The sequence below is a fragment of the Nitrospirillum pindoramense genome (genome assembly GCF_007827955.1).
Classification (GTDB): domain Bacteria; phylum Pseudomonadota; class Alphaproteobacteria; order Azospirillales; family Azospirillaceae; genus Nitrospirillum; species Nitrospirillum amazonense_B.
This window is the reverse complement of sequence record NZ_VITR01000041.1, coordinates 1-1,613: the sequence shown is the minus strand read 5'-3', so window position 1 is coordinate 1,613 and position 1,613 is coordinate 1. Positions and strand designations below refer to the sequence as shown.

Annotated in this window: 1 protein-coding gene; it reads left to right on the top strand. The window is 67.4% G+C overall.

All coding sequences use genetic code 11. The annotated features are described in order from the left end of the window. The first annotated feature begins 99 nt into the window (after nt 1-99). Nucleotides 100-1,449: an IS1380 family transposase gene (locus tag FBZ90_RS27640; RefSeq protein WP_246130900.1), complete on the top strand. Its 1,350-nt coding sequence runs from the start codon at nt 100-102 to the stop codon at nt 1,447-1,449. The last annotated feature ends 164 nt before the right edge of the window (nt 1,450-1,613 follow it).

Sequence of the window (1,613 nt, the reverse complement as noted above, 5' to 3'; positions counted from 1 at the left end):
TAGCCTGGATAATTCACCAGGGTTGGCGGGCATAGGCTAAGGCCCTGGAATCACGTAGGATTCGATTGCTGAGGCCGAACCTGCTGTTTCCGGAGCGCCATGCCCGCCGACGTTGATCCTACCCTGCCGCTGCCGGGCCTGTCACCGGTCTGCGGCAAGCCCGTTATCGCCCGCTTTGACGGTGGGCGGTTGTCGTCGGACGGCGGCGTCCTGCTTCTGGCGGAGGTGGAACGTCGGCTGGGGATCGCCGACCGGTTGGCGCACTGCATCGAGGACCCGCGCGCGCCGGAGCGGATCGTCCACGGGTTGGCCGAGATGATCCGGTTCCGCACCTTGGCGATCGCGGCGGGCTATCCCGACGCCAACGACTGTGACCGGTTGCGCCAGGACCCGGCGTTCAAGATGGCGGTCGGCCGCTTGCCGGAGAGTGGGGGCGACCTCTGCTCCCAGCCGACGATGACCCGGCTGGAGAACCTGCCGGGCCCGGTGGCGCTGAAGCGCATGATGGCGGCCATGGTGGAACTGTTCTGCGACAGCTTCGCCGCCGTTCCCCGCCGCATCATCCTGGACATCGACGACACCGAGGACCGGGCCTACGGCCAGCAGCAGCTTTGCCTGTTCAATGCCCATCACGACAGCCGCTGCTTCATGCCCATCCATATCTACGAGGCCGTCACCGGCAAGCCCGTCGCGGTCTTCCTGAGACCGGGCAAGACGCCGGACGGCACCGAGGTGGCCCTGGTTCTGCGCCATGTGGTCCGCGCCATCCGCGCCCGCTGGCCGCGCGTCGACATCCTGGTCCGGGGTGACAGCCACTATGGCCGCCCCGAGGCCATGGCGTGGTGCGAGCGTCATCGGGTCGGCTATATCTTCGGTCTGGGCGGCAACAAGGTGCTGCTGCGCCGCGTGGCCGCCGAGGCCGAACAAATCGCCCTGGAGCGCCTGGACGCCGCCGCCGACAAGACGCGGCGCTACGCCCAGTTCCGCTATGCCGCCAAGTCCTGGAAGACCGAGCGCCGCGTGATCGCCCGCATCGAAGCCTCATCCCAGGGTGTGGACAGCCGCTTCATCGTCACAAACCTGACCGGTCAGCCCAAGGCATTGTACGAGAAGGTCTATTGTGCCCGGGGTCAGGCGGAGAACCTGATCAAGGCCCACAAGCTGCACCTCGCCTCCGACCGCACCTCCTGCACCAAGGCTACCGCCAACCAGTTCCGCCTGCTCATCCACACCGCCGCCTACTGGCTGATGCACAGCCTGCGCGCCATGGCCCCGAAAGCCTCCTTCTGGCGCGAGGCCCAGTTCGACACCCTGCGCCTCGGCCTGATCAAGGTCGCCGTCCGCATCCGCGAGTTGGCCACAAGGATCAAGGTCGCCCTGCCCACAGGCTTTGCATATCAGCAGGGCTTCTCGGCACTCGCCACCCGTCTGGCCTCAATGCCGCCGTGAGCGCCGGGGCGACGTGCCCCCCCCCAGAACCCTTCCCCGTCAACTCACAAGCCCCGCACCATCGCGCTCCCCCAGCGGGGGGGGGCGGTGGGCGCCTCACATCCTATGCGCGAACTTGCGTCACCAGCATGAGCCGGGCAAATCGGGGCGGTGAATTATCCAGG

Coding starts and splice junctions, on each gene's coding strand:
- FBZ90_RS27640 (WP_246130900.1), top strand. CDS start 100: ATGCCCGCCGACGTTGATCCTACCCTGCCGCTGCCGGGCCTGTCACCG.